This window comes from Corynebacterium sp. p3-SID1194, assembly GCF_025144155.1.
In the GTDB taxonomy this organism is placed as follows: domain Bacteria; phylum Actinomycetota; class Actinomycetes; order Mycobacteriales; family Mycobacteriaceae; genus Corynebacterium.
The window spans coordinates 74,663-100,331 of the sequence record NZ_JALXWY010000008.1; the positions used below are offsets into that span (position 1 = coordinate 74,663).

The following is a 25,669-nucleotide window of genomic DNA, read 5'->3' on the forward strand; positions in this document are numbered from 1 at the left end:
TCTCCCGCGCCATGCGGGAGAATTTTTTATTGGTCGCCGAGCTCAGGCAATAGGTCGGGGTTCGCTTCAACGCTTGGCTTGCCGACGTCTCCCGCGTCCACCCCGTTTTCCTGCTTCCCCGGAGGGACACCCTGTTCCGGATCGAGCGCGGGGCCGTCCTCGAGTCCGTCGACCTGGGTCCCCAGAGCCGTGAAGACCTCTTGGAGCTTGGCCCACAGCAGTGGGGCAGTGGTCGCCGCGTACGCGTTCGAGACGTGATTCTGGTCGCGGTAGACGTACACATTGCCGATGATCGGCGGGCAGAATTCGTCGTCGCAGTACCAGTCGGCGGTATCGAGACCCCACTGCTTATTCTCCGGGAAGAGGTATTCGACAGACGGATCCACGTCACCGTAGACCGTGTCGCGCAGTGTCGAGCAGGCTTCGAAGTCGTTGCCGGCGATCAGGCACTCGTTCGGATCCATGTGCTGGCCTTCGCGGCTGAATACCCACGGGTTGTCGCGCAGACCGAGGAACGGAATGTCGTTGGCCTGGAGCTCCTCCCAGACGGTGGCATACGAGCTCGGCACCATGTCGGGGCCGGGGCTGCCCTCGCCAGCGCGGCCCTCAGGGCGCGTGGCGGTGGAAATGGTCAGATCCGGATTCATCTCGATGATCCGGTCGAACGCCAGACGCGACCACTCCGCGCACTCCGGGCTCACGGTGTCAAGGTCGTCGAGAATCAGTGGGCACGACTGCCGCACCATCGGCATCACCTTGAAACCGTGCTCTTTACCCAGTTGGTCGAGCGGGATCAGCCACGGCTCGGAGTGGGAGCCTCCGAAGAGCACGACGGTGGTCTCAGCTTCTGGGTCGCCCCACACGCAATGCGGCCCCGGCAGCATGTCCGCCGGCTGATCCATGAAGATGACGCAGTTATCGTCGGCAGTCGGCGGCCAGATGTCCGCGATCAGGTTCGGGTCCGGCTGAGCTTGCACTTCGGGAACCTCCGCCCCGAAGTGCGCCATCACGCCGGGGTAGTCATTGGAGGCGAGATTGAAATCCGCATCGTCGATCTGGCGGGCGTAGAGCGGCTGGATCGACAAAACCCCGAGCAGAATGGCTCCGATGAGGGCGCCACCGACGGCGCGGCCGCGGCCCTCGGGCGTCGTTAAGCTTGCTCGTGCGGTGCGCACCGGCGTGTCAGTCGCCTTCGGACGCTTGCCGTGCTGGCGCAGCGGATCCTCAACCAAGGTGTACGTGAGGTGTGCGAGGCACAGCGACAGGGCGATGACGAGGATGCCCAGCCCCACCGTCGGTGTCGGGCGGCCCGACTTGACGGTGAAGAGAATCAGCAGCGGCCAGTGCCACAGGTACAGCGAGTACGCGACCTTGCCCAGCCACAGGATCGGGCCCGAGGACAGCACACGCGCAACCGGCTGGTCGGGGCCCGCCATGACCACCAAAGCCGCGCCCAACAACGGGATCAATGCGGCCGGGCCCGGAAACGCCAGGGAGGTGGTGATAATCGCGCCCGTCGCGGCAATCGCGGCCACGCCGAGCCCGGCGGCGAAACCACGGAATTTCTCCGGGATCAAAGTCGTCACCGGAAGCATGGCCAGCAGCGCGCCGAAGGCCAACTCCCACAGGCGGGACGGGAATTCGTAGTAGTTCTGCGGCGTACCTACCAGCCCGTAGCGGGACGCGTAGGCGAACGATGCCACTGCGAGCACCGCCAGCACAGCGATGATTCCGCGGCGCAGCTTCTCATTGCTGACCCCCACGCGGGAGGCGAGGAAAGCCACGATCACACCCACCATGATGGCGAAGACGTAGAACTGCCCCTGCACGGACATCGACCACAGGTGCTGCAGGGGAGAAGTCTCCGCGCCAGCCGCCGCATAGTCGAGGTTTTGGGCGGCGAGCTCATAGTTTTGGAAATACAGCACCGCAGCGGTGAACTGTTTCGCCAAATCCTCGCTCATGATCTCCGGTGTCAGGAACCGGATGCCCGCGTAGATCGCCGCCAGCACTACCGCGAGCGCTGGCAGCAAACGCCGCGCCGTGCGCCAGAACGGCCACCACGGATTCAGCGAAGGGTGCGGCCGCATCGCGTACCGCAATTGCGAGCCCATGAAGAAATAGCCAGACAGAAGCAGGAACACGTCGACGCCGCCGGAGACACGGCCGACGAACACGTGGAAGAGCACCACCAGGCCGATGGCGATTCCGCGCAATCCGTCAAGATCGTTGCGGTACGCCTGCTTTTTCGGTGCCGGTTTCGAGTCCGTGGGCTGCTGAGCGGTAACCGTGGTCGTCATTGCGTCAAAAATCCGTAATGTAGGGGAAGAGGAAGAGACATAGTTTCACTATCGAAGCTGGTTGCCTCTTTTTCTTTCTGGATGTTCCTGGGAAGACCTTACCGCCGGGAAGCCGGAAATCCGTTAACCCCCACGTCGTTTTGGTGTGGCGGTGCACGCGGGGGTAGTGTATTGCAGGTTGACGCGCGCTAGGTGCGCGCTGAAACACCAAGCTGCGTTAGCGCCGGATCCGGCACACTTCCCGAAAAAGAGGAAGTCCCACCGCCCGGCCGTAGTCACACGCAGGTGAAACTCAAGGGTTGAACCGGCCCGTCGATAAGCGGCGGGTGTCTGAACTGCCCAGTGACCTAAGTAAAGGACTTTCAACATGGCTGTAAAGATCAAGCTGCAGCGCGTGGGCAAGATCCGCAACGCCCAGTACCGCGTTGTCGTCGCTGATGCCCGCACCCGTCGCGATGGCCGCGTCATCGAGAACATCGGCATCTACCACCCGAAGGAAGAGCCGTCACTCATCAAGATCGATTCCGAGCGCGCTCAGTACTGGCTCGGCGTCGGCGCGCAGCCGACCGAGCCGGTGCTCGCACTGCTCAAGGTGACCGGCGACTGGCAGAAGTACAAGGGTGAGGAAGGCGCCGAGGGCACCCTCAAGGTTGCCGAGGAGAAGCCGTCCAAGCTCGACCTGTTCAACCAGGCTCTCGAGGAAGCTTCCAACGGCCCGACCGCCGAGGCCATCACCGAGAAGCGCAAGAAGGCCAAGGAAGAGGCAGAAGCTAAGGCAGCTGCTGAAGCTGAGGCTGAGGCCAAGGCTAAGGAAGAAGCCGAGGCTGCTGAGGCTGAGGACACCCCGGCCGAGGAAGAGAAGGCTGAGGAGTCTGAGGAGAACTAAGCTCCCCGCTCTCGTGCCCGTACACCGCAAGGTGTGCGGGCATTTTGCTTATCGACGTCTCCCGTTCCCCCGCGCATCCGCCCCCGTCTCGGTAGCTTGTTGGGCATGAGGCCGATTCTTCACATCTGGAAACCGTCGACTCCCGCTATTGCCCCGCACCACGAATTAGTCCAGGCTTTCTACTCCGCAGATCTTGACAGTCTGCACACCCCTGATCCGTCGATGCGGGAGATCGCGGCGAAGGTGAGCCAGATCGTGGGGTTCGAGGTCCCCGCCCAGACCGTGATGACGGTGGAGCTGGCGCCTGAGGAGGCGGAACCAAAATTAGCCGAGATCGGAGCGCTCGCGTATGTCGAGGAATTCCTCGTTTTTCTCGATGATGCGGGACTCTTTGTCAACACGGCGGGCACTGACTTGCAGGAGACCTTTGTGCCGGTGGGGCTCGCCAGCTCCACCGGCACGGTGTGGCGCCAGGTGGGGGAGCGGATTGTCGACATTGCTTTCGAGGACGCTCTGCGCGCCCAAGATCCTGTTGGTGCGTGGTTGCTCCTGGTCACCACGTACGCGGATTCAGATTCCTTCGGCGGTTCAGTGAGCATGTGCCTTGAAGCTGACGGCCAGTGGTTGATGACGCTGCGCTACACGGCCACGGAATCCGGCGAAGAAAAACCCGCTCAGCAGCTGCGTGTGGGCACCTACGAGGAAGCCCGCTCCATTTTGCTGGCCTTCGCCGATATCTGCGGCGAAATTCATGAACTCGACTGGCAGGAAGCCGCACCTGACCTGCCGGGACTGCGCCGAACCGCCTACGGCCAGAACATTGATCTGCCGCTGCGCCGCCTCGACGCCGTCGCGGACCTGCCCGCCGGCACGATGATGCGGCTCCATGATCCGTACTGGGGTGAACTGCGGTACGGGCGTACCCGCGACGGGGTGTGGAACGCCACCCAAGTGCGGTCGACAGGAATCAAGGTGAGCCGCGACTTCGGCACACTGGAGGAAGTCATGGCGGTGGCACGCGCCTTCTCCAAGGGCAACGGCCACAGTGATGAGGTGAAGGCGGCTTTCGGCGGCGACATCCAGGCACTGGCCGTCTCCATGTGGAGCAAAGACGTAGTGGAGGTGACTGCCATGCCGGTTCCCCGCCGGGGAGCGGCGTGGATGAATTCGACGATCCGGTTCCTTCACAGCAACCGCGCCCAGCGCAACCAGCCGGCGAGTGCGCAAATGGAGGACTTCGTCGCCGTGGTGAATCACGAGCTGGGGGACTTCCTCGTCGACGGGCAGGTGGAACCTGCCGAGCTGACCCGCATGCGGCTGCGTAACCCGGGCGCAGTTCCGCAGTTGTTCTCCATCGCGGAAGGCTACGCCGTCTCCATCGTCGTCAACGGCGAGCACGTCCTGTACAACCCATCCGGGAAACTCAACGAAGGGGTCGGGCCCGACGCAGTGCGGGTGTTCAACAACGGCCTTCCTTTCCAAGGCTGGAAGGTCAACACTCTGGCGGCGTTCGACGAAGCGATCGACAAGGTCGCAAATTCGTGCCAGCTTTCCGTTTTCACCTCGGGCCCCGTCGGCACGCGCGGACACTATGGCAAGTACGAGACATGCATTTTCGAGAACGAGAACGGTCTAGCCGCACGTCTGTACTGCCCGGATGGAACGGTCTACGCGAAAGAGAACATGCACGTCAATGACGCCTCCTTGATCTACTCCATCGCCAACGACGTCGAGCGCGTCACCGATCCGTCGCTGTGGCAGTCCTCCACCAAATTGCCGGTTCTGGAGGAACGCAGGTTCGTCCAGGTCATAAGGTGGAACGGCGAGGAATATGCGACTCAGTTCCTTCCCGTGTCGCTCGAGAATCTCCGGAAGCACGGTTTTGCTGAACCCGGTGACCGGTGCAGCATTCTCGACCTATCCCAAGAGGATGCCTTCGCGGAGATCCGCTACTCGGGTGACAGCGACGACATGCCCTTTGAAGGGGAGTGCCGTTTCACCGGTGAGGACGGCTGGAAGCGCAACTACAAGATCCGTTCCGCGGGTTTCCAGAAGCCGATGGATTTCCTGGAGCTGTTCGCCACGGCGACTACGGCGCCCTCGAGCGGTTCGCATTGGGCGGCATAGCCTAGCCGTATCTATCCGCAGTCCCAACCGAGGAAGAGAAGGCTGAGGAGTCCGAGGAGAACTAAGCTCCCCGCACTCGTGCCCGTACACCACACGGTGTGCGGGCATTTTGCTTATCGACGTCACGCCTCGTCCCGCCCACGTACCGTGATAGACATGCCGATCACGCTGCACATCTGGAAACCTCCCGCGTCCGTCATCGCCGTGCACCACGAACTGGTCAACGCCTTTTATTCCGCTGACCTTGACAACCTCCACACCCCAGACCCGTCGATGCGGGACACGGCCGCGAAGCTGAGCCAGATTGTGGGGTACGAGGTCTCCGCCCAGAAAGTCATCACTCTGGAGATCGATCCGGCAAACGCAGACCAGCAGATCGGGCAGATTGAGCATCTGGCGTTCGTCGATAAGCTCCTTGTTTTTCTCGGCGATGCGGGCTTGTACGTTAACGCGTCCGGCGAGGATCTCCAGGAGACGTTTGTGCCGGTCCAGATGACCAGCTCGACTGGCACGGTGTGGCGCCAGGTCGGGGAGCGCACCGTCGACATCGCCTTCGAGGACGCTCTGCGCGCACCGGATCCTGTCGGCGCGTGGATCCTCGTTGTGACGACGTATGGGAATGCAGACTCCTTCGGCGGTTCTCTCAGCATGCGCCTCGAGGCTGACGGCGAGTGGACGCTGATTCTCCGCTACGCGCCGGCCGAATCCGGCGAGCAGAAGCCCGCCCAGGCCCTGCGCGTTCCCACCTACGAGGAAGCCCGTCCCGTCCTGCTGGCGTTCGCCGACATTTGCGAGGAGATCCACGAGCTCGATTGGCGTGATGTCGCGCCCGGCGAGGCCACGCTCCGCCCGATGGCGTACAGGCAGAACATGTCACTGCCGCTGCGCCGACTCGACGCCGTCGCCGACCTACCCGCCGGCACCATGATGAGGCTTCACGACCCGTACTGGGGTGAATTGCGGTACGGGCGCACGCCGCACGGCGCGTGGAATGCCACGCAGGTGCAGCCGACGGGTGTCCGGGTCAGCCGCGACTTTTCCACCCTCGACGAACTCATGGCGGTCGTCCGCGCATTTTCCAAGGGCAACGGCCACAGCGCCGAACTGAAGGCGGCCTTCGGCGGCGATATCCAGGCGTTGTCGGCGTCCGATTGGGGGAGGGACGTCGTGGAGGTCACCGCCATGGTGCTTCCTCACAGGGGCCCTGCGCGGATGAACTCGACGATGCGTTTCCTCCACGTTCTGCGCGCCCGCCGCAATCAGCCCGCGCCGCCCCAAATAGAGGACTTCGTGGACCTGGTCAACCGCATCCTCGGCGATATGCTTATCGACGGCCCCGCCCACCCCGCCGCACTTACCCGCATGCGCCTGCGGAACCCGGGGTCCATCCCGCAGCTCTTCGCTCTCGCGGCGGATTTCGGAGTCTCCGTTGTCGTTCACGGCGACCACGTGCTCTACAACTCTTCCGGTGTGTACAACGAAGGGTACGAGCTCGATCCTGTCCGGGTGTTCAACAACGGTTTGCCGTTCCAGGGCTGGAATGTCTCCTCGGTGGCCGCCTTCAAGGAGGGCATCGCGAAGGTGGCCAATGGGTGCCAGCTCTCCGCATACGGCACCGGGCCCGTGGGCACGCGCGGCCACAAAGCCACCTACGAAACCGTGATTTTCGAAAACGAGAACGGTCTGGCGGCCCGGCTGTATTTACCCGACGGCACGGTCTACGGGCGAGAAGAAATGAGCATGTCCGACGCTGCGTGGCTCTTCTCGATCGCCGGCCAGCCCGGCCGCGTTTCCGACCGTTCACTGTGGCAGAGCGAAGGAAAACACGACCTCCCGGAGAACAAGCGGTTCCTCTCGGTGCTCGCGACGCAGACGGGGAAACACGCGGGGCCGCTTCGCCCCGAGGCGATCCCGAACCTCCGCGAGCGCGGCATGAGTGTGCCAGGCGAGCACTTCTGCGTCCTCGACCTCGCCGGCGACGATTCCTTTGTTGAAGTGCGCGTTCTCGACGAGGACCAGGCGCCCTACGAAGTCGAGTGCCGCTTCACCGCAGGCGACGGCGTCAACCACAACTATTCGCTGCGGTTCGCCGATTTCCAGTACGCGATGGAATTCGTCGCGGCCTTTGTCGCGGGCGAGCAGGACAAGCTCATGGCGGAGATGAGCGGTCGGCAGCACTGATTTCTGCCGCGGGGCGGGGCTATCCGCAGTCCCAGCCGAAGAACACCCGGTCGAAATTGCGGGCGGCCAGATCGTCGGGGTGGATGAAGAAATTGCCGTAGCCGCAGTCGCCGAACATGATGTTCTCGCCGTGGGACACCGTGGCGAGGAGCACCTCCGGGTCCCCGGGGGAGAGCATGCCGTCATTGACCCATTTCGGGTAGCCGCCCAGGCGGGTGACGTCGGCGCTGTCGTAGCGCACCGGCTCGAGAAGGTCTTCGGCAGAAGGGTCGAGGGTGTAGCCGTCGCGTTCGGCGCGGGCAACGGCGTCGTCGACAAGCTTCTGCATGTCTTCTCGCGTTGCGCTGATGGTCTCTACAGTGGTCGTGTCGCCGTCGACGGTGCGGACGACGACGAAGAACGGATTCACGAGCGACCCGTGGATGTCCATGTAGGCGGTGCCTTTCCGCAACAGCGCATGCGGCAGACTTTTGTCGACAACGCGAGCGACGAATTCCTTCGATACATCGGTGGCGGTGTGCAGCGTCAGAATGCCGTCGATCGTGGTGGCTTTCGTCTGGTCGTAGGCGGGGTGGTCGTCTTCCTCCGCGGCCTCCTCGGGGAGCTCGCCGACGTGGGGTGCCGAAATATCCTCGATGTAGCGGGCGAATTGCGTGGGCTCGCCGCTCTTACGGGGATCGACGTAGGAAGGACTGTAGAAATTGCCGCCCCAGCCGGGCTCGTTCGGGACGAAGAGCTGGAGCAGCCCGGTGGAGGGGAAATCGGGAAGCGGAGGGAATTCCTCGAAATTGAACTGGGCGATGAAGAGCATCGGCTTCCCGTCGCGGACCGGGTACGGCGCGTGCTCCGGCAAATAGGGGGTGCCGCAGATCTTGGAGGTGGTGGGGGTATCGGGCCGGTCGGTCTCTTCGAAGCGGATGGAGTGGCGGACAGGAAAGGAATCGAAGGAGTATTTGTATTCGAACTTTGAGACTTGCGTCGTATGGCTATTCATGCTCATGGCCCCGAGCGTAACGGTAAATGGCGCTGGTAGCCTGAGCTGCATGGAAATCCGGATCGGCAGGGTTGTGAAGTCGCACGGCGTGCGCGGCGAGGTCGTCGTGGAGCCGCTCGCGGACGATGAGGACGTCTTCTTCGCGGTGGGCGAGGTGCTGCATGGCCGCCAGGCGGGCAAGGAGCAGGACCTGACCATCGCGGCGGTGCGCCCGCACCAGAAGCGCCTGCTGGTCACATTCGAGGAGGTCGCGGACCGCACGGGCGCGGACTCGTTGCGGGGCACGCAGTTCTTCGCGGAGCCGCTCGCACGCGACGAGGATTCGGACGAGTACTACGACCACGAGCTCATCGGCTTGCGCGTGCTTATTGGCGGCTCCCACGTAGGCGATGTCACCGGTGTGACCACGATGCCGAACCGGAAGCTGCTCGAGGTGGACTACAACGGCAAGGAGGTCCTGATCCCGTTCGTCATGGATATCGTGCCGGAGATCGACTTAGACGAGGGCTACCTGGTTGCCACCCCACCGGAGGGGCTGCTGGAGCTGTGAGCGCGATGAGGCTGGACGTCGTCACGATTTTCCCGGACTACCTCGACCCGTTGCGCCACGCCCTGCTGGGCAAGGCGATCGAGCAGGGGATTCTCTCCGTCGGCGTGCACGATCTGCGCGACTGGGCGACGGGCAACCACAAATCCGTCGACGCGCCGCCGCTCGGCGGGGGACCGGGCATGGTGATGCTGCCCGAGGTGTGGGGCAACGCTCTCGACGAGATCGCCGCCGGCTGCGCCGGGACACAGCTCGATACCGCCGCCGCACACCGCAATGACAAGCTGCGCCACGACGATGTCGCACGTGTCGCGCCGCGCCCGTATGCAGCCGATACCGCAGGTGACGTGGACAAGCCCTTGTTGCTCGTCCCGACCCCAGCCGGACAACCATTCACACAGGCTGACGCGCAGGCGTGGTCGCGGGAGGAGCACATTGTTTTCGCGTGCGGCCGCTACGAGGGCATCGATCAGCGGGTCTTCGAGGACGCGGAAAAGAACTACCGGGTGCGGGAAGTCTCCATCGGGGATTACGTGCTGATCGGCGGGGAAGTGGCGGTGCTCGTCATCGCCGAGGCCGTCACACGTCTCATTCCCGGCGTGCTGGGCAACACCGAAAGCCATGAGGAGGACAGTTTCTCTGACGGGCTGCTCGAAGGACCGTCGTACACGAAGCCGCGGACATGGCGAGGAATCGATGCACCGGAGATTCTCCTGTCAGGCGACCACGGCAAGATCGCGCGGTGGCGCCGCGACCAGTCGCTCGAGCGCACCCAGCGGGTGCGCCCCGACCTGATTGAGCGAGCACGCGCAGAAGGCACCCTCGACAAAGACGACCTGTTCACGCTCGACGCGCGCGAGGTGTCCACAGACATCGGCGTGATTATGAGCGCCACCGCGTGGGAGAAGCACCAGAATAAGGTGGCCAAGAAGCTCCGGCGCGCGGGCTACCCGGCGGAGCTTATCGACGCCCAAGTCATGGACACCAGCTGCCAGCCCGACAACGTGGTGGTCAACCAGTTCCTCGCGGCCGAAGACGGGCCGCTGCTCGACCCCGTCTACCGCGTTGTCGTGCAGGGCCGGACGACGCTGACGCCGCAGCAGGCGACGCAGGCTGTGGTGAACGCTTTGCCCGGGGTCGAATATTGGTACGGGTCGACGGTGGAGCGTCGATAAGCGGATTTTGGAAGCTACCGGCCCTTATGCAAGAATGTTTGGGTCATGTAGCCGACACGAACCAGTCGAGCGTTTTGCGCCGCTAGGGTCCTCTGTCCAAATCTGAAAAGGAATTCTGCCATGTCCAACGGCATTATCGACAAGGTCGACGCAGGCCAGCTGCGCGACGACATCCCGGACTTCCGCCCCGGCGACACCCTTGGCGTCCACGTCAAGGTCATCGAGGGCAACGTCACCCGTACCCAGCTCTTCGAGGGCTTCGTTGTCCGCCGCCAGGGCTCTGGCATCCGCGAGACCTTCACCGTCCGCAAGATCTCCTTCGGCATCGGTGTGGAGCGTACCTTCCCGGTTCACTCCCCGAACATTGACCGCATCGAGGTTCTGCGTCGCGGCCGCGTCCGCCGCGCGAAGCTGTACTACATGCGCGATCTGCGCGGTAAGGCAGCCCGCATCAAGGAGCGCCGCTAATCGACGTCCCGCGCCCCCTCCCATTCCCACCGAACTCACGGTGAACGGGAGGGGGCGTTTCGTTTTCACGCTGATAAGGTGATGTGCCGTGACTGAATACGCCCGCCCTCGTCCCCGCCCAGTTCGCCGCACGAGCGACGACCAGGAGAACACCACACCGTGGTACATCGAGATACCCCTGGTCGTCCTGTTGACCTTGGCGCTCATCTTCGTCCTGCAGACGTTCGTGGGGCGCGTGTACTTGATTCCGTCGGCATCGATGGAACCGACGCTGCACGGCTGCGACGGCTGCAACGGCGACCGTATTTTCGTGCAGAAGGTCAGCTACTACTTCTCGGACCCGGAGCCGGGCGATGTCGTGGTCTTCAAGGGCACGCCGTCGTGGAACACCGACTACGTGTCCAACCGTTCCGATAATGGTTTCGTGGCTGGTCTGCAGCAGCTCGGCTCGTACGTCGGGTTGGTCGCGCCGGACGAGAATGATCTGGTCAAGCGCGTCGTCGCGACCGGCGGCCAGACGGTCTCATGCCAGGCGGGCGACCCGGCAGTGATGGTGGACGGCGCACCGATCGACCAGTCGTACATTCTCGACCCGCCGGCGAACCCGGTCATCGGCGAGGACGGCTCCGCCGAGTGCGGCGGCAAATTCTTCGGCCCGATCACGGTGCCGGAAGACAATGTCTTCGTCATGGGCGACAACCGCACCAATTCCGCGGATTCGCGCTACCACTCTGGCGATGAATTCCAGGGCACGATCCCGACGGACAATATCCGCGGCAAGGTCTCCTTCATCATCCTGCCGCTGACCCGCATCGGGCCGGTGAAGAACGGCGATGTTGAGCTGCAGCAGCAGTAACAGCGCGCTGAGTACATGCGCCGGCTGAAGCAGCTGCGCACCTTCGAGGTCGCGCTGGACAAAGCGGGGCTCGGGCCCGTCGCGGGAGTCGACGAGGCGGGCCGCGGCGCGTGTTTCGGCCCCATCACCATTGCGGCGTGCGTTCTCCCGCCGCAGCCGATCGCGGCGCTTGAGGGGCTGACCGACTCTAAGAAGCTCACGGCGAAGCGGCGGGAGGAGCTCTACGCGGTGATCGTCGATAAGGCGCTTGCGCACGCTGTCGTGCACATCTCCGCGAAAGACATCGATCGCCGCGGCATCCAGAACGCCAACATAGATGGTGCGCGCCGCGCGATTGCCGCGCTCGATGTCACGCCGGGCTACGTGCTTATCGACGCCTTCCGCATCCCCGGCCTGACCTCCCCTCACCTCCCAGTCATCGGCGGGGACTACACCGCCCGCTGCATCGCCGCCGCCAGCGTGCTGGCCAAAGTAAGCCGCGACCGGCTGGTCACGGGGATGGGGGAAAAGTACCCGGGGTACGGCGTCGATAAGCATAAAGGCTATTCGACGCGCGCCCACATGGACGCGGTGCGCCGTCACGGCGCGAGCCCGGAGCATCGCTACACTTATGCCAACGTTGCTGCCGCCCACGAGAAGTACATGAGGAGCATCCACGATGAGCGCTGAAGACCTGGACAATTACGAAGCCGAGGTCGAACTGTCCCTCTACCGCGAATACCGCGACGTGGTCAGCCAATTCTCGTATGTCGTGGAGACCGACCGCCGCTTCTACCTCGCCAACGCCGTCGAGCTCATCCCGCACACCGAAGGCAAGGACGTCTACTACGAAGTCCGCATGTCGGATGCGTGGGTGTGGGACATGTACCGCGCCGTGCGCTTTGTCCGCTACGTGCGCGTGATCACGTACAAGGACGTCAATATCGAGGAGCTCGACAAGCCGGACATGGTCATTCCCGAGTAATTTTTCGCTTTTCGACGGATCCTTCCGCCCCTTCCCCTCGTCTAACTAAGTGCAACCACTTGAGTTAACAGAGGGGATTTTTCATGCCTGTAAAACACGACCAAAGGGACCAATACATGCTGGGTCTGTGCGGCGAATCGAGCGCCGCGGCCTGGTACGAGGAATTGGGCTACGACATTGTGCAGCTGCGCTACCGTGCCCGCGACGGCGAAGTGGACCTGATCGCGCGCTCGCCGCACGGCGAGATCGTCTTTGTAGAGGTGAAAACCCGGCGCAGCACGAGCTTCGGTGCCGCGGAGGCCGTCACGCCGGCGAAGCTGCGCCGGATTCGCGCGGCGGCCGCGCAGTGGCTGGCTGAGAAGTCGTCCGGATACGTCTCTGTGCGCTTCGATGTCATCGAAGTCATCTTCGACGGCATCAACGTCTCGTGCCGCATGTACCAGGGGGTCGACGATGGCGCTTGCTAGCACGTTTTCCGCGACCGTCGAGGGCATCGGCGCGCACCGTGTCACCGTCGAAGCGAATGTCGGGCCCGGGCTGCCCGGCATGCACATCGTGGGACTCGGCGACAAAGCTGTGGGGGAGTCCCGCGACCGGATCCGCACCGCCGTGGCCAACTCGACGCTGCCGTGGCCGCGCACGAAAATCATGGTGTCCCTATCGCCTGCGAACCTGCCGAAAGCCGGCTCCCAATTCGACCTGCCCGTGGCACTCGCTGTGCTGGGAAGCATGGAACCGCGTGCGGAACGCCGCTTGAAACGCAGCCTCGTCGTCGGCGAACTCGGCCTCGGTGGGCAGCTGCGGCGTGTGGACGGGATCCTCCAGATCATTCTGGAAGCCCTCGACGATGTCGATCACGTCATAATCCCTGCCGAAAACGCTGCCGAAGCCGCGCTGGTCGGGCACCCGGCGGTGAAGGTCGCGGAGAGTCTCACCGAGGCGTGGCTCTGGGCGGTCGGGGAGCGCGAACTGCCCGGCCTGGAGACCGTGAGCCACACCGTGCAGCCTGTGCACGTGCCGGATTTCCGCGACATCGTCGGTCAAGAGCGCGAGCGCCGCGCCATGGAAATCGCAGCTGCCGGCGCCCACCATGTGCTCATGATCGGCGCGCCTGGCTCCGGCAAGTCGATGCTCGCCGAGCGCCTCCCGTCGATTCTTCCGGAACTCTCACCGCAGCAGGTCGTGGAAGCGACAGCCATTCATTCCATTTCCGGCAATTCCACCGGGGAGGTGATCGTGCAGGCGCCATTCGTCGCACCGCACCCGTCGCTAGGGCGCGCCGCCCTCATCGGCGGAGGGTCAGGGATCCCGCGGCCGGGCGCCATCAGCCATGCGCACCACGGGGTCCTTTTCTTGGATGAAGTCAGCGAGATCGACGCCCACACGCTCGATGCGTTGCGGGTCCCGCTTGAAAAAGGTGAGGTGAGACTGACACGCGCGCGCCGCGACGTCGTCTACCCGGCCGACTTCCAGCTCGTCATGGCCGCCAACCCGTGCCGCTGCGGTGTCGACAATGCCGCGAAATGCACGTGCTCCTCGAGCGAGCGCGCCATGTACCTGCGCAACCTGTCGGGGCCGCTGCGCGACCGCATCGACATCAGCCTATCGACGACCTCCGTCGGCGCCCTTGTCACCAGCACCGACAACGAACCCTCAGCGGCGATTGCCGAACGCGTCCTCGCCGCCCGCGACCGCGCGCGGCACCGCTGGTCCGCAGCCGGATTGAGCGCCGTGACCAACGCGCGTGTCCCCGGCGCACTCATCCGACGCGATTTCCCCGCCGACGAAGAGGGCATGAGCGTGATCAGCAAAGCCTTGAGCAACGGCTCAATCACGCAGCGCGGTGTCGACCGGCTTTTGAGGTTGGCGTGGACGGTGGCGGATCTTGGGGGCGTCGATAAGCCGCGTCTTGCTGACGTCATGGACGCCCTCGACCTGCGCGACACGCAACACGCGGGGGTGATGGCATGAGCTCGTTGGAATCCTGGGCCTACTTGAACCGCGTCGTCGAAGGACCGAACCGGCACATCCAAGCCATGCTCGCCGCCGGACGCGATGCCGATGAACTCGCCCGTGGCATCCGCGTCCGCGCCAGCTGGCTCGGCGAACTCGGCCCCGCCACCGAGTCCCGCTACAGGTGGGACCAGCCTGCCGACGATCTCGCTGCCGCTGAACGCGAAGGCTACCGCCTGCTCACGCCTGAGTCCTCGGAGTGGCCGCGGGACGCGATCGAGATGTCGTTCGGGGCGGCGGTGGCGGGGGCGTCGAAAAGCGATGAAAAGCTTCCTCCCGACGCGCACCCGCCGCACGGACTGTGGGTGCGGGGCAACGCGAATCTCGCGCAACTTTTCGCCAGCGCGGTCGGCATCGTGGGCACTCGTGCCGCGTCCTCGTATGGGCATCACGCCACCGCCGATCTGTGCCGGGGTCTCGTGCGCCACCAGCACACGATTGTCTCCGGCGGCGCGCTCGGTATTGACACCGTCGCACACACTTCCGCGCTGGATGCAGGGGGCGCGACTGTCGTCGTCGCTGCGTGCGGTGCCGGGCAGGTCTACCCGCGGCGCAACGAGGCGCTGTTTTCGCGCATCGCGTCCGAAGGTGGGGCCGTGGTCACCGAATATCCACCCGGGGTCACGCCCGACCGGCACCGCTTCCTCACGCGCAACCGCCTCGTTGCAGCGCTGACGCAGGGAACCGTCGTCGTGGAAGCCGCCTTCCGGTCCGGAGCCTTGAACACCCTGAAATGGGTCGAGGTGTTCAACCGCATCGGCATGGCCGTGCCGGGGCCGATCCTCGGACCGGGCTCTTTGGGCACTAACCTGGCCATTCGTGACGGGCGCGCCGCCATGGTGCTCAGCGCTGACGACGCGCACGAGAAGCTCAGCCCGATTGGCGCTTCCGACGTCGACGGCCAATACGAGATGGATTTTGCCGCCGACGCTGTCCAGCAGCTCTCCCGCAACGAGCTCCGTGTCTACGATTCCCTACCGCTTTCCGACACCGGAGGGATTGAAGCCTCCGACGTCGCCGCCGCGTGCGGGTTCACGATCGGGCTCACCGTCCATTTGCTCATGGACTTGTCTGGGAAGGGCCTCGTCGCCCGCGAAGGGCAGCACTGGCGCCGCGTGTAGCCCCGGGTCCGGCTAGCGCGCCGAACTATACTGCCGCGAAGACACCTTTTCGCGGCAGTTTTTCAATGCCCGCGAGCACCCAATCAAGGCAGGCGACAGTGGCAGAGCAAATCACACAGCTCGAAGCGGCGATCGACGACTTCGCCGACTATGCCCTGCTCGTCAAAGGGCGTTCGCCTGCCACCGTGAAGGGGTACCGCAGCGACCTGCGCACGCTCGTGCCGTCGTGCGCGACCTTCGCCGAATTCACGCTGCCCACGCTCAGGGCATGGCTTGCCGACGCCCTCCGCTCCGGCCTCGCCCGCTCCACCATGGCCCGCCGCACTGCCGCCGCCCGTGCCTTTTCCACCTGGGCGTATGAGCGCGGACACCTCGATAGCGATGTCGCTGCCCGCCTGGCTACCCCGCAGGTGAACCGGCACCTTCCCGACGTGGTCACGCCCGCGCGCGCCGGGCAGCTCGTCGAAGCGGAGATCAACGCCGACGCTGCTTCGCCCGAGGCGGCCCGCGATCGCGCCATGCTCGAGCTGCTCTACGCCACCGGCATGCGCGTCGCCGAACTGACTGGCCTCGACATCGCGGACATCGACGCTTCTCGACGCCTCGCCCGCGTCACCGGCAAAGGCAACAAACAGCGCGTCGTCCCGTTCGGCGACAACGCCGCCACTGCTCTCGAGGCCTGGCTCGCCCGCCGCCCCGAGCTCCTCAAACCCGGTGCCGCTGCTTCCTCTACCTCCTCTGTCTCTTCTGCCTCGGAGGCGCTCTTCCTCGGCTCCCGGGGTGGACGCATCGACCAGCGCCAAGTCCGCCGCGTCGTCGAGCGCGCAGCGCAGCGCACCGGGGACAGCGACCTAAGCCCCCACGCACTGCGCCACAGCGCAGCGACCCACATGCTTGAAGGCGGAGCGGACCTACGCGTCGTCCAGGAATTGCTCGGGCACTCGTCGCTGCAGACCACGCAGATCTACACGCACGTGTCCGCGCAACGGCTCAAGAGCGTGTACGACCAGGCGCATCCACGGGCTTGAGGCGTATCTGCGGAGCGTCGAGAAGCGAAAGCGGATTGATATAGGTGTCCTTGCCGGTGCGCGCGCCCCAGTGCAGCCCGTCGTGATCGCCGTTCGGCGGCGCCATACGGCCGATCGGCTGCCCCTCCTTCACTTCGTCGCCGGCGCGGACCGTGGCGTACACCGGCTGATACGTCGTGCGGATCCCGTCCGCGTGATCCACCGAGACCACCGGGACACCAGCAATGACACCGACGTAGGCGACCACACCGTCCTCCGCGGACAGAATGTCCTGCCCCGTCCGCGCCGCCAGATCGACGCCGCGGTGGCCGGGCAACCAGTTCTTGTCGGGAATATCGGCACGGCGGGTCACGTTCGTCGCAGTCGGTTTTCCGGTCGTCGGATCGACATACGCGACGGCCGGGACCGCGCCCGCGAACACGACCGCCGCGACAGTGCAGAGGGAGAGAAAAGGATGGACACGAGCATGGGAATGAGAAAAGTTCATGGGGTCATTGTGGGCGGGGAGGGGACCACGGTGCGTCGATAAGCGAAATGCCCTGTGGATAACCGTGAGGTGTGCACAATGCGGCGCGCCGCGAATTGGCGCGCACCCAGCAAAGATGTAAGCTTGGTGACCAGCAGTGTGTCCACTCGGGCGCGCTGACTACGCGCGGCGAAAATGCCTGGTCACGAAGGTGGCAGGGTGCTGCGATCCGCAACGGTCCTCCCGCAAGGCGCGGAAGGCGTGGACGTGGCTCGTCGCTAGGGTGCGGGCAAAACCCGTACAAACTGCAAGAAACCGAACAACTTTAACTCCCAAGGAGACATTCCCATGGCAGTCGTAACCATGCGTGAACTCCTCGACGCAGGTGTGCACTTCGGCCACCAGACGCGTCGTTGGAACCCGAAGATGCGCCGCTTCATCTTCACCGACCGTAACGGCATCTACATCATCGACCTGCAGCAGACGCTGACCTACATCGATGAGGCATACGAATTCGTCAAGGAGACCGTCGCACACGGCGGCACCATCCTGTTCGTCGGCACCAAGAAGCAGGCCCAGGAGCCGGTCCAGGAAGAGGCCGACCGCGTGGGCATGCCGTACGTCAACCACCGTTGGCTCGGCGGCATGCTGACCAACTTCCAGACCGTGTCCAAGCGTCTGGCCCGTATGAAGGAACTGCAGGCCATGGACGCAGCCGAGGACGGCTACGCAGGCCGCGGCAAGAAGGAAGTCCTCATGCTTACCCGCGAGCGCACCAAGCTCGAGCGTGTGCTGGGCGGCATCTCCGAGATGACCAAGACCCCGTCCGCGCTGTGGATCGTCGACACCAACAAGGAGCACATCGCTGTCTCCGAGGCGCAGAAGCTGCGCATCCCGGTCGTCGCAATCCTGGACACCAACTGCGACCCGGACCTCGTCGACTACCCGATCCCGGGCAACGACGACGCCATCCGCTCCGTCAAGCTGCTCACTCACATCGTGGGCGAGGCAGTCGTTGCTGGTAAGCGGCAGCGCGAAGAGCGCCAGCTGGCTAAGGATCGCGAGGCAGCCGGCGACGCGCCGGTCGAGGCTAACGAGGCAGCCGCTGAGGCTCCGGCCGAGAAGGCTTCCGCACCGGAGACCCCGGCAGCTGAGTCCGCAGAGAAGGCAGAGGCTCCGGCTGACAAGGCTGCCACCGAGGCAGTCGAGAACGTCGACTCCGCCAAGAACGACGTCGACCCGGTCTAAACCCCGGGCCGTACACGGCGTTGATTTTTAGCACCGACCCCCGCGCCTTCTGAGGCGTCCTAACTTCATCAAGGACGCTTCAGGCGCGGGGGTTTTGCGTGCGACCCGGCAGCTGGGCATGCCGCCTAGCGGTAAGTCCACTACGCTGTCAGATGACCTTTACACATACTTTTAGTCCCACAATGAGGAGGGTCGCCCAACTATGGCGAACTACACTGCTGCAGACGTGAAGAAGCTCCGCGAAACCACCGGTTCCGGCATGCTCGACTGCAAGAAGGCCCTGGAGGAATCCGCTGGCGATTTCGAGAAGGCCGTTGAGATCCTGCGCATCAAGGGTGCGAAGGACGTGGGCAAGCGCGCTGAGCGCAACGCTCTCGAGGGCCTGGTCGCAGTGTCGGGCAACACGATCGTGGAGATCAACTCCGAGACGGACTTCGTGGCTAAGAACGACGAGTTCAAGCAGCTTGCCGACGATGTCGCTGCCGGCGCTGCCGCCGTCAAGGCGAACACCCCGGAGGAGCTCGCCAACGCTGACGTCAACGGCCAGTCCGCAGCTGACGCTGTGCAGGCACTGTCCGCGAAGATCGGCGAGAAGCTCGAGCTGCGCCGCGCCGCCACCATCGAGGGCGACCAGGTCGAGGTCTACCTCCACCAGAAGGCTGCGGATCTTCCGCCGGCAGTCGGCGTTCTCGTCGCGTACACGGGCGAGGGAGCTGAGGCTGCGCACCAGGTCGCGCTGCAGATCGCTGCGATGAAGGCTCGTTACCTGTCCAAGGATTCCATCCCGGCTGACATCGTGGAGAAGGAGCGCGCGGTCCAGGAGGAGATCACCCGCAGCGAGGGCAAGCCGGAGGCTGCGATCGAGAAGATCGTCGAGGGCCGTCTGGGCGGCTTCTTCAAGGACGTCGCTCTGCTCGAGCAGCCGTCGCTCGCGGACTCCAAGAAGACTGTCCGTCAGTACGCCGAGGAGAACGGCATTGAGGTCATCGACTTCATCCGCTTCGAGGTCGGTCAGCAGTAAGCTTTAGCTTTCCAGGATCTCGGTTTCGCCGCTTATCGACGGCGGGGCCGAGATCCTTTTTATTTGCCTCCCCTTCATGACGCTAGAATCGGTGGATGAATTTTCGCCCCCACGTGAAGGAGTTTTCGGTGACCGACAACGCGACTGTCAACAGCAACGCCTCGGATTCCACGACCCGCCGCGGATACAAGCGGGTCATGTTGAAGCTGGGGGGCGAGATGTTCGGTGGCGGCAACGTCGGCATCGACCCGGACGTGGTGGAAAATGTGGCGAAGCAGATCGCCGAGGTAGCAAGCAACGGCACTGAGGTCGCTGTGGTCATCGGTGGCGGCAATTTCTTCCGTGGCGCTCAGCTGTCCCAGCGCGGCATGGACCGTGCGCGCTCCGACTACATGGGCATGCTCGGCACCGTGATGAACTGTCTGGCTCTCCAGGACTTCTTGCAGCAGCTGGGCGTGGACTGCCGTGTGCAGACCGCCATCAATATGGCGCAGATCGCTGAGCCGTACCTGCCGCTGCGCGCCGCCCGCCACTTGGAGAAGGGACGTGTAGTCATCTTCGGCGCCGGCATGGGCATGCCGTATTTCTCCACCGACACCACTGCAGCACAGCGCGCCCTGGAGATCGGCTGCGAGGTACTGCTCATGGCGAAGGCTGTCGACGGTGTCTACTCCGACGATCCCCGCACCAACCCGGATGCGGAGTTCTACAGCGAGATCAGCCCGCGAGAGGCACTTGAGAAGGGGCTCAAGGTCGCCGATGCCACTGCGTTCAGCCTCTGCATGGACAACAACATGCCGATCCTCGTGTTCAACCTCCTCAAGGAGGGCAATATCGCCCGTGCGGTGTCGGGTGAGCAGATCGGCACGCTCGTCCAGTAACTCATGCTGACTGCTGCTGCTATGGCCGTGGGGGCCGTCATCCCCGCGCAGACTGCTGTGAATAGCCGCCTGCGCGGGGCGATCGGTGCGCCGATTCCCGCGGCGTTCATATCTTTTTTCATCGCCTTTTGCTGCGCCGCCACCCTCGCGGGAGTGTTGGCTGCGACGACGGGTCCCGGCATTGACCTGACGCAGGCTTTCGGCGAGCCGTGGTGGGTGTGGATCGGCGGCCTGATGGGCGTCATCTTCATCACTGGCAACGTGATCCTGTTCCCGAAGATCGGCGCCGTCGAGACCGTCGTCCTGCCGATTCTGGGGCAGGTGATCATGGCGCTGGTGATCGATAATTTCGGTCTGTTCGGGGCGGTGAAGACCGATGTCGGGTGGCTCCGGGTGCTCGGCGCACTCGTCGTCGTGGCGGGCATCGTGCTCGTGCATGTGGTGGGGCGCGCCCCGAGTTCCGCACATGCTGGCGCGGCCTCGACCTCCGCGTGGGCGTGGCGTGCACTCGGTGTGTTCATGGGCATGTGCTCTGCCTCCCAGACAGCCGCGAACGGCTACCTCGGCGAGGTGCTGGGCAGCTCCATCCAGGCTGGGTCCGTGAACCTCGGTGTCGGCGTGATCCTGCTGTTTTTGCTCAGCATCGGTCTCACCGATTCGCGCAAGGCACTGTTGTCCGGCATTGAGCGCGGGCCGTGGTGGATGTGGCTCGGCGGTGTCTGCGGCGCGATCTTCGTCATCGGGGCGGCCACACTGTCGCCGCTGATCGGCACCGGCGCCACGGTGATCGGCATCCTGGCTGGAACGATCATCGCGGGCCAGGCGATCGAGCGCTTCGGCCTCTTCGGCTCGCCGCGGACGGTGCTTCAGCCGGTCCGCGTGCTGGGGCTGCTGCTCGTCTTCGCGGGCGCCGTGCTAGTTCGCGCGCTGTAGTTTCCACTCGGCCGCGACAGGTTCGACCAGCCGGGCGAGCTCGAGTACAGTCGCGTCGTCTGCCGCCGCTGTGACGCCGCCGATCTGTACCGGCCCCACAGCGATTGCCGGCGCGCCGGTGAGGTTGAACAGCGACCCCCACGGCGACCATTCGGTCTGAACTTCGAAGGAATCGGCGGGGGAGAGCGACGGGAAGAACCCCAGCGGAGGCGGGTCGGTGGCGATCATCGGGGTGATTACAGCATCGACACCCCATTCCGCGCGCAAGATCTCCGGCAGAGCATCGATGTGCTGGTTCGCGGCTAAGAGCTGGGAGGAAGAGACGGAGCGGCCTTCGTCGCAAAGCCAGGCGATGTACGCGCTGTCTTCCGGATCCGCTTTGGAAAACGCGTGCTTGATACGCGCCGAGAAATGCCGGTACGTCTCGGTCGCCGCGGAATACGGCGCGACTTCGCGGACCTCGCACACCTTTGACACGGCCTCCGCGGCACGCTTGACGACGGCGGCGCGGTCCGCAGCCACCTGCGCATTCGGCGTGAACAGCGGTTGCGTGAGCACGCCGACGGTGAGCCCCTCCAGACTGCGCGGACGCGTAGCCCACAGCTCGATCTGGTCGGCGACCGCCGCCGTGATGAAACCGTCCACCGAACCCGACTCCGGACGACCTGCCGGCTTGAACCCCACGACCTCGCACGCGGCGGCGGGCACACGCAAGGACCCGCCCGCATCACTGCCGTGCGCGGCGCGGTGCAGGCCGTCTGCCACGACGACGGCGGCACCGCTCGATGATCCACCAGGTGTGCAGCCGGGGTAGGCGGGGGAGGAGAGCAGGGGGACGTCGTCACGCTCTGCGTAGATCGTCGCGCCGAGCTCGGACGTGACTGTCTTGCCGTTGATCGCGGCGCCCTGGCGTCGAAGCCTATTCAGAAAGGGGCTTGTATCCGTGGCGATGATGCCCCTGTGCGGGCTGCCCCACGTCGTCGGCCACCCGGCCACATCGGCGGTGTCTTTCGCGGGGATCACCCACCCGTCCAACCGTCCGGCGCGAAGAGGCAGCAGTGGCTCGGCGGGGAGAAAACAAAAGGCGGGGTGCATGGTGACTCATAGTGTAGGAGGAAAGCAGCGCGCTGCTAGATTGGATGGAGACAAAGCGAAAGGATGACAACATGATCGACGACGTACTTCTCGACGCAGAGGAGCGCATGACCAGCTCCGTAGACCACACCCGCAACGAACTGGTCACCATCCGAACCGGACGCGCCAACCCGGCCATGTTCAACGGCGTCATGGCTGATTTCTACGGTGCTCCCACCCCGATCAACCAGATGGCTACCGTCTCTGTCCCTGAACCGCGCATGCTCCTGATCAAGCCGTTCGACCCGTCGACCCTCGGCGAGATCGAGAACGCGATCCGCAATTCCGACCTCGGTGTCAACCCCACCGACGACGGCAACGTCATCCGCGTGACCATCCCGCAGCTCACTGAGGAGCGTCGCCGCGACCTGGTCAAGCAGGCCAAGGCGAAGGGCGAAGACGGCAAGATCGCCATCCGCAATGTCCGCCGCTCCGGCATGGACGCGCTGAAGAAGATCCAGAAGGACGGCGACGCCGGCGAGGACGAGGTCACCGCAGCCGAGAAGGAGCTGGACAAGACCACCGCCAAGTACGTCGAGCAGGTCGACGAGCTGGTTTCCCGCAAGGAAGCCGAACTCCTCGAGGTTTAAACCGTGGCCGAATCCCACTCCCGCGAATCTTTGGACGCGGTGCACTCTCGTCGCGTGCAGTTGCCGCGGCCGAAGAACTCCGCCGGGCGCAATCTGCCTGCCGCGATCGCCGTGGGAGTAGGCCTTGCCGCACTCGTCCTGGTAGCCACGTACGTCGGGCCCGTCATGTGGTACCCGGTGGTGTGCACCGCTGCCGCATTAGGCATGTGGGAGGTGCTCACACGTCTGCGCGAAAACGGCTACGGTGTCTACCGTTTCGTTGTGATCGTACTCGGGCTGTGCATGATTGTCTCGACGTGGCAGTTCGGCTATCCCGGACTCTTAGCGACATTCACGTTGAGCGCGCTGACCATCATGTTCGCGCGTCTGTTTTTCAATGGTCGGCACAGTCCGCCGCGCAACTATTTGCGCGATACAGCGGTGAGCATTTTCATCCTGGTGTGGATCGGGTTGTTCGGTTCGTTCGCCGCGATGATCTCTCGTCTCGAGTCAGGGAATGTCACCGGCAGCTATTTCATCGTCACGTTCATCTTGTGCGTGGTGGCCTCTGATGTCGGGGGCTATGCGTCCGGCGTTTTGTTCGGTTCCCACCCGATGGCACCGGCGGTCAGCCCGAAGAAGTCCTGGGAAGGATTCGCCGGCTCCGTCACCTTCGGTGCGGTCGCAGGTGTGCTCAGCGGCATTTATCTGCTCGGTAGTCCGTGGTGGGCTGGGTTGGTATTCGGACTCGGGATCGTCGTGTGCGCCACACTCGGCGACCTGGTGGAAAGCCAGTTCAAGCGCGAGCTCGGTCTCAAGGACATGTCCGGGTTGCTGCCGGGCCACGGCGGCATGATGGACCGCATCGACGGCATTCTTCCCGCTGCAGCCGCTACGTGGCTACTGATGAATGTCGTGGTTCTCTGATTAGAAAACGGGGCTGCGACGTGCCAGAATGGGGCTCGTCATGAGTGATATTCCCAAGATCCAGTTGATCTCGCCGAAGCGCGGGATGCCGCCGAAGCACTTCGCAGACTTGAACGCGCAGGAGCGTATCGACGCCCTCGCGGACCTCGGCCTGCCCAAGTTCCGCGCCGACCAGATCGCCCGCCACTATTACGGGCGTTTCGAGGCGGACCCGTCGACCATGACGGACCTTCCCGCCGCGCAGCGCCAAGCCGTCAAGGATGCACTGTTCCCGCGTCTGCTCACTCCGGTCCGCACCGTCGAGACCGACGAGGGCGATACCACCAAGACCCTGTGGCGCCTGCACGATGGAATCCTGCTGGAGTCGGTGCTCATGCGCTACCCGGGCCGCGCGACGCTGTGTATTTCTTCGCAGGCCGGCTGCGGCATGGCGTGCCCGTTCTGCGCCACGGGCCAGGGCGGACTCGACCGCAACTTGTCCACCGCGGAGATCGTCGACCAGGTCCGCGAGGCCGCCGCGATGATGGAGGCCGAGGGGGGCCGCCTGACCAACGTGGTCTTCATGGGCATGGGCGAGCCGCTGGCGAATTACAAACGCGTGGTGTCCGCGGTGCGCCAGATCGTCTCGCCCGCGCCGGCAGGCTTCGGCATTTCCCAGCGCAATGTCACGGTCTCCACGGTGGGACTCGCCCCAGCGATCCGCAAGCTCGCAGACGAGGGGCTCAACGTCACGCTCGCCGTGTCCCTGCACACGCCGGACGACGAACTGCGCGACACGCTCGTCCCGATGAACAACCGCTTTACCGTCGAGGACGTGCTCACATCCGCGCGCTATTACGCGGATCAGACGGGTCGCCGCGTGTCCATCGAGTACGCGCTCATCCGTGACATCAACGACCACGATTTCCGCGCAGACATGCTGGGGCGCAAGCTTCACGACGCACTCGGACCCCTCGTCCACGTCAACCTCATTCCGCTGAATCCGACACCGGGTTCGAAGTGGGACGCTTCGCCGCGCGAGCGCCAGGACGAGTTCGTCCGCCGCGTTATCGCCCAGGGCGTCACATGCACGGTGCGCGACACGAAGGGCCAGGAGATCGCAGCGGCGTGCGGTCAGCTCGCGGCCGACGAGAAGCAAGCGGGCGCATAAAAATAACGCTCCGGGAATTCCCCGGAGCGCTTATCGACGCAGCGTCTTAGCGTCGCTCATCCTTCACCCGCAGAGTCTCCCGGACGTTCGGGATCTCCGGAGCAGCGATGTCCTCGCGCAGTTCGTGGGCACCGCGAGCGGAACCCTGGATCGCCGGAGCACTGTGCACAGTGGCCGGGTCGATATTGAGAGCGCGCAGCTGGCTGTCAGTCAGCTCAGCGTAGCGGCCGGTCAGCGTGTGCTGCTCGTAGGTCCAGTTCGGCTCGACGTGACCCTCCGGCTTGTTGTGCGCGGTGAGGGTGCGGACCTGGGAGAGCTCCGGACGCAGGGCGAACAGGATCAGACCGATCGCGATCAGCGCTGCGATGGAGATCAACCAGATCGTCTCGACGTGGCCACGGTGGTTACCGAAGTTGTAGCCGAGGAGGAACAGCACGGAAATCCAGCCGGCAATCTGAATGGTCTTCGGCGTCAGCTCGCTCCAGCCGAGCTTCGCCGACGGGACGTCGGCCTCGGAAACACCGTTGTACACCTGGGGTGCATCGTCCTTAGCGCTCACAGCACACTCCTTGCGTGAAATCAGTTCTTGCCCATTATATTGGCACACCGCTTGCACCCGCCGCGATTCATCCCCCCGAAAGTCGCCCGAAAGTCCGGGTGCGGCAAACGTTCGTTTGCCC

At 64.3% G+C, this 25,669-nt stretch carries 25 protein-coding genes; 20 read left to right on the top strand and 5 right to left on the bottom strand.

What is annotated here, in order from left to right; genetic code table 11:
* Window positions 1–26: 26 nt before the first annotated feature.
* Entirely contained in the window at window positions 27–2,300 is a 2,274-nt protein-coding gene (locus M3G19_RS07160; protein ID WP_259901930.1) for an acyltransferase family protein, read from the bottom strand.
* Between the two features lie 367 nt (window positions 2,301–2,667).
* Here M3G19_RS07160 and rpsP point away from each other — a divergent pair, with 367 nt between their 5' ends.
* The 3 genes from rpsP (at window position 2,668) to M3G19_RS07175 (ending at window position 7,494) form a co-directional block, all read left to right on the top strand.
* The gene (gene rpsP, locus M3G19_RS07165; RefSeq protein ID WP_259901931.1) at window positions 2,668–3,186 is read left to right on the top strand and encodes a 30S ribosomal protein S16; all 519 of its coding nucleotides are present in this window, start codon (window positions 2,668–2,670) and stop codon (window positions 3,184–3,186) included.
* A 105-nt stretch (window positions 3,187–3,291) separates the two neighbouring features.
* Window positions 3,292–5,313 carry a hypothetical protein gene (locus M3G19_RS07170; RefSeq protein ID WP_259901932.1) on the top strand — a complete coding sequence of 674 codons (2,022 nt, stop codon included), beginning with the start codon at window positions 3,292–3,294 and terminating at the stop codon, window positions 5,311–5,313.
* Between the two features lie 156 nt (window positions 5,314–5,469).
* Window positions 5,470–7,494, top strand: a complete 2,025-nt coding sequence (locus tag M3G19_RS07175) for a hypothetical protein (RefSeq protein WP_259901933.1) — start codon at window positions 5,470–5,472, stop codon at window positions 7,492–7,494.
* Between the two features lie 19 nt (window positions 7,495–7,513).
* Here M3G19_RS07175 and M3G19_RS07180 read toward each other — a convergent pair whose 3' ends face one another.
* Window positions 7,514–8,494: a YwqG family protein gene (locus M3G19_RS07180; protein WP_259901934.1), complete on the bottom strand. Its 981-nt coding sequence runs from the start codon at window positions 8,492–8,494 to the stop codon at window positions 7,514–7,516.
* Window positions 8,495–8,537: 43 nt separating this feature from the next.
* Between M3G19_RS07180 and rimM the strand changes: the two genes are divergently transcribed.
* The 10 genes from rimM to M3G19_RS07230 all read left to right on the top strand — a co-directional run bounded on the left by rimM (window position 8,538) and on the right by M3G19_RS07230 (window position 16,660).
* A complete protein-coding gene (gene rimM, locus M3G19_RS07185) occupies window positions 8,538–9,038 on the top strand; it encodes a ribosome maturation factor RimM (RefSeq protein WP_259901935.1) in 501 nt (166 codons plus the stop codon).
* Window positions 9,039–9,043: 5 nt separating this feature from the next.
* Window positions 9,044–10,210 carry a tRNA (guanosine(37)-N1)-methyltransferase TrmD gene (gene trmD / locus M3G19_RS07190; protein WP_259901951.1) on the top strand — a complete coding sequence of 389 codons (1,167 nt, stop codon included), beginning with the start codon at window positions 9,044–9,046 and terminating at the stop codon, window positions 10,208–10,210.
* 120 nt (window positions 10,211–10,330) lie between these two features.
* Window positions 10,331–10,678 (top strand): 50S ribosomal protein L19, encoded by a 348-nt coding sequence (gene rplS / locus M3G19_RS07195; protein ID WP_210571732.1) that lies wholly within the window; start codon window positions 10,331–10,333, stop codon window positions 10,676–10,678.
* Window positions 10,679–10,766: 88 nt separating this feature from the next.
* Entirely contained in the window at window positions 10,767–11,534 is a 768-nt protein-coding gene (lepB, locus tag M3G19_RS07200; protein WP_396121761.1) for a signal peptidase I, read from the top strand.
* A gap of 15 nt (window positions 11,535–11,549) precedes the next feature.
* Entirely contained in the window at window positions 11,550–12,203 is a 654-nt protein-coding gene (locus M3G19_RS07205; protein WP_259901936.1) for a ribonuclease HII, read from the top strand.
* Window positions 12,193–12,498 (top strand): DUF2469 domain-containing protein, encoded by a 306-nt coding sequence (locus M3G19_RS07210; RefSeq protein ID WP_076598780.1) that lies wholly within the window; start codon window positions 12,193–12,195, stop codon window positions 12,496–12,498. The genes M3G19_RS07205 and M3G19_RS07210 overlap by 11 nt, the downstream gene beginning before the upstream one ends.
* Before the next feature lie 83 nt (window positions 12,499–12,581).
* The gene (locus M3G19_RS07215) at window positions 12,582–12,965 is read left to right on the top strand and encodes a YraN family protein (protein WP_259901937.1); all 384 of its coding nucleotides are present in this window, start codon (window positions 12,582–12,584) and stop codon (window positions 12,963–12,965) included.
* On the top strand, window positions 12,952–14,469 hold the full coding sequence (locus M3G19_RS07220) for a YifB family Mg chelatase-like AAA ATPase (RefSeq protein ID WP_259901938.1): 1,518 nt from the start codon (window positions 12,952–12,954) through the stop codon (window positions 14,467–14,469). The genes M3G19_RS07215 and M3G19_RS07220 overlap by 14 nt, the downstream gene beginning before the upstream one ends.
* Window positions 14,466–15,632, top strand: coding sequence for a DNA-processing protein DprA (dprA, locus tag M3G19_RS07225; protein ID WP_259901939.1), 1,167 nt, complete (start codon window positions 14,466–14,468; stop codon window positions 15,630–15,632). The genes M3G19_RS07220 and dprA overlap by 4 nt, the downstream gene beginning before the upstream one ends.
* A 65-nt stretch (window positions 15,633–15,697) precedes the next feature.
* On the top strand, window positions 15,698–16,660 hold the full coding sequence (locus M3G19_RS07230; RefSeq protein WP_259901940.1) for a tyrosine recombinase XerC: 963 nt from the start codon (window positions 15,698–15,700) through the stop codon (window positions 16,658–16,660).
* Here M3G19_RS07230 and M3G19_RS07235 read toward each other — a convergent pair.
* Window positions 16,623–17,147 carry a M23 family metallopeptidase gene (locus M3G19_RS07235; protein WP_259901941.1) on the bottom strand — a complete coding sequence of 175 codons (525 nt, stop codon included), beginning with the start codon at window positions 17,145–17,147 and terminating at the stop codon, window positions 16,623–16,625. The two genes, M3G19_RS07230 and M3G19_RS07235, sit on opposite strands and share 38 nt — an antisense overlap.
* Window positions 17,148–17,474: 327 nt before the next feature.
* On the opposite strand from M3G19_RS07235, the gene rpsB reads away from it, so the two are divergent.
* From rpsB to M3G19_RS07255, 4 genes are all read left to right on the top strand, one after another.
* Window positions 17,475–18,374 (top strand): 30S ribosomal protein S2, encoded by a 900-nt coding sequence (gene rpsB, locus M3G19_RS07240; protein WP_259901942.1) that lies wholly within the window; start codon window positions 17,475–17,477, stop codon window positions 18,372–18,374.
* A gap of 202 nt (window positions 18,375–18,576) precedes the next feature.
* On the top strand, window positions 18,577–19,395 hold the full coding sequence (tsf, locus tag M3G19_RS07245) for a translation elongation factor Ts (RefSeq protein ID WP_259901943.1): 819 nt from the start codon (window positions 18,577–18,579) through the stop codon (window positions 19,393–19,395).
* Window positions 19,396–19,592: 197 nt separating this feature from the next.
* Window positions 19,593–20,276, top strand: a complete 684-nt coding sequence (gene pyrH, locus M3G19_RS07250; protein ID WP_210571868.1) for a UMP kinase — start codon at window positions 19,593–19,595, stop codon at window positions 20,274–20,276.
* Between the two features lie 3 nt (window positions 20,277–20,279).
* Window positions 20,280–21,209, top strand: coding sequence for a DMT family transporter (locus tag M3G19_RS07255; RefSeq protein WP_259901944.1), 930 nt, complete (start codon window positions 20,280–20,282; stop codon window positions 21,207–21,209).
* On the opposite strand, the gene M3G19_RS07260 is transcribed toward M3G19_RS07255, so the two are convergent.
* Window positions 21,192–22,304 (bottom strand): amidase, encoded by a 1,113-nt coding sequence (locus tag M3G19_RS07260; RefSeq protein WP_259901945.1) that lies wholly within the window; start codon window positions 22,302–22,304, stop codon window positions 21,192–21,194. The two genes, M3G19_RS07255 and M3G19_RS07260, sit on opposite strands and share 18 nt — an antisense overlap.
* A 71-nt stretch (window positions 22,305–22,375) precedes the next feature.
* On the opposite strand from M3G19_RS07260, the gene frr reads away from it, so the two are divergent.
* Genes frr through rlmN form a run of 3 tightly spaced genes read left to right on the top strand, consistent with a single transcriptional unit; the run spans window position 22,376 to window position 24,989 of the window.
* Window positions 22,376–22,933, top strand: a complete 558-nt coding sequence (gene frr / locus M3G19_RS07265) for a ribosome recycling factor (RefSeq protein WP_210571748.1) — start codon at window positions 22,376–22,378, stop codon at window positions 22,931–22,933.
* 3 nt (window positions 22,934–22,936) lie between these two features.
* Window positions 22,937–23,839 (top strand): phosphatidate cytidylyltransferase, encoded by a 903-nt coding sequence (locus tag M3G19_RS07270; protein ID WP_259901946.1) that lies wholly within the window; start codon window positions 22,937–22,939, stop codon window positions 23,837–23,839.
* A 40-nt stretch (window positions 23,840–23,879) separates the two neighbouring features.
* Window positions 23,880–24,989 (top strand): 23S rRNA (adenine(2503)-C(2))-methyltransferase RlmN, encoded by a 1,110-nt coding sequence (gene rlmN / locus M3G19_RS07275; protein WP_210571750.1) that lies wholly within the window; start codon window positions 23,880–23,882, stop codon window positions 24,987–24,989.
* A gap of 46 nt (window positions 24,990–25,035) precedes the next feature.
* Here rlmN and M3G19_RS07280 read toward each other — a convergent pair whose 3' ends face one another.
* Complete coding sequence (locus M3G19_RS07280) at window positions 25,036–25,548, bottom strand: DUF2631 domain-containing protein (protein WP_259901947.1); 513 nt, start codon at window positions 25,546–25,548, stop codon at window positions 25,036–25,038.
* Window positions 25,549–25,669 lie beyond the last annotated feature (121 nt).

Coding starts and splice junctions, on each gene's coding strand:
- M3G19_RS07160 (WP_259901930.1), bottom strand. CDS start 2,300: ATGACGACCACGGTTACCGCTCAGCAGCCCACGGACTCGAAACCGGCA.
- rpsP (WP_259901931.1), top strand. CDS start 2,668: ATGGCTGTAAAGATCAAGCTGCAGCGCGTGGGCAAGATCCGCAACGCC.
- M3G19_RS07170 (WP_259901932.1), top strand. CDS start 3,292: ATGAGGCCGATTCTTCACATCTGGAAACCGTCGACTCCCGCTATTGCC.
- M3G19_RS07175 (WP_259901933.1), top strand. CDS start 5,470: ATGCCGATCACGCTGCACATCTGGAAACCTCCCGCGTCCGTCATCGCC.
- M3G19_RS07180 (WP_259901934.1), bottom strand. CDS start 8,494: ATGAGCATGAATAGCCATACGACGCAAGTCTCAAAGTTCGAATACAAA.
- rimM (WP_259901935.1), top strand. CDS start 8,538: ATGGAAATCCGGATCGGCAGGGTTGTGAAGTCGCACGGCGTGCGCGGC.
- trmD (WP_259901951.1), top strand. CDS start 9,044: ATGAGGCTGGACGTCGTCACGATTTTCCCGGACTACCTCGACCCGTTG.
- rplS (WP_210571732.1), top strand. CDS start 10,331: ATGTCCAACGGCATTATCGACAAGGTCGACGCAGGCCAGCTGCGCGAC.
- M3G19_RS07205 (WP_259901936.1), top strand. CDS start 11,550: ATGCGCCGGCTGAAGCAGCTGCGCACCTTCGAGGTCGCGCTGGACAAA.
- M3G19_RS07210 (WP_076598780.1), top strand. CDS start 12,193: ATGAGCGCTGAAGACCTGGACAATTACGAAGCCGAGGTCGAACTGTCC.
- M3G19_RS07215 (WP_259901937.1), top strand. CDS start 12,582: ATGCCTGTAAAACACGACCAAAGGGACCAATACATGCTGGGTCTGTGC.
- M3G19_RS07220 (WP_259901938.1), top strand. CDS start 12,952: ATGGCGCTTGCTAGCACGTTTTCCGCGACCGTCGAGGGCATCGGCGCG.
- dprA (WP_259901939.1), top strand. CDS start 14,466: ATGAGCTCGTTGGAATCCTGGGCCTACTTGAACCGCGTCGTCGAAGGA.
- M3G19_RS07230 (WP_259901940.1), top strand. CDS start 15,698: ATGCCCGCGAGCACCCAATCAAGGCAGGCGACAGTGGCAGAGCAAATC.
- M3G19_RS07235 (WP_259901941.1), bottom strand. CDS start 17,147: ATGAACTTTTCTCATTCCCATGCTCGTGTCCATCCTTTTCTCTCCCTC.
- rpsB (WP_259901942.1), top strand. CDS start 17,475: ATGGCAGTCGTAACCATGCGTGAACTCCTCGACGCAGGTGTGCACTTC.
- tsf (WP_259901943.1), top strand. CDS start 18,577: ATGGCGAACTACACTGCTGCAGACGTGAAGAAGCTCCGCGAAACCACC.
- pyrH (WP_210571868.1), top strand. CDS start 19,593: ATGTTGAAGCTGGGGGGCGAGATGTTCGGTGGCGGCAACGTCGGCATC.
- M3G19_RS07255 (WP_259901944.1), top strand. CDS start 20,280: ATGCTGACTGCTGCTGCTATGGCCGTGGGGGCCGTCATCCCCGCGCAG.
- M3G19_RS07260 (WP_259901945.1), bottom strand. CDS start 22,304: ATGCACCCCGCCTTTTGTTTTCTCCCCGCCGAGCCACTGCTGCCTCTT.
- frr (WP_210571748.1), top strand. CDS start 22,376: ATGATCGACGACGTACTTCTCGACGCAGAGGAGCGCATGACCAGCTCC.
- rlmN (WP_210571750.1), top strand. CDS start 23,880: ATGAGTGATATTCCCAAGATCCAGTTGATCTCGCCGAAGCGCGGGATG.